The organism is Rhizobium sp. L43, from assembly GCF_002531725.1.
Taxonomy (GTDB): Bacteria; Pseudomonadota; Alphaproteobacteria; order Rhizobiales; family Rhizobiaceae; genus Rhizobium.
In genome coordinates this window covers 1-637 of record NZ_NWSQ01000096.1, presented here as the reverse complement: position 1 = coordinate 637, position 637 = coordinate 1, and the positions used below count along the sequence as shown (strand labels likewise).

Here is a 637-nt window from a genome sequence, read left to right as displayed (position 1 = left end):
TGAAGATGGCCGACGGCGGTTTCCGTCCGGGTTATAATGTGCAGGTTGCGAGCACGGCCGGTGAGCAGTTCGTGGTCGGGCTCGAGGTGAGCAATGCCGGCTCCGATCGCGGCCTCATGCGGCCGATGCTGGAGCGGTTGCGGGCGCTGAGCGGTCATCTGCCGCGGCACTATCTCGCCGATGGCGGCTTTTGCAGCGCTGACGATATCGAATGGGCGCACCGCGAAGGGGTTGAGGTCTTTTGTCCGCCCACCCAGTCCAAGCATGGAACCGATCCCTTCCTGCCGCGGCGCGGCGACGGTCCGGGTGTGTCGGCCTGGCGGGTCCGCATGGCAAGCGAGACGGGCAAGGCTCAGTACAAACCCCGCTCGATCTGCGAATGCATCCATGCCCGCTGGCGAAACTGGAACCTGCGACAATTGCCGGTGCGCGGCATCGAAAAGGTCCGTGCCGTCGTGCTCTGCTACGCACTCACCAACAATATCCTGCAAGGCCATCGGCTCGCCAACGGCTAAACCGGGGCAATCGCCCCGACGCCAACACGCGACCATCCGAAAACGCATCTCGCAATCGTCTGACGCGCGATGGCATCGGCCAACCAACGGCCTGAAACGCATTAGATTCGAAAGCTTCACAT

At 63.1% G+C, this 637-nt stretch carries 1 protein-coding gene; it reads left to right on the top strand.

Going from position 1 to position 637, the window contains the following annotated elements:
* Positions 1 to 515: transposase (locus CO667_RS34590; RefSeq protein ID WP_143540790.1), on the top strand; the 515-nt coding region annotated here is incomplete at its 5' end.
* Between the last annotated feature and the right edge of the window lie 122 nt (positions 516 to 637).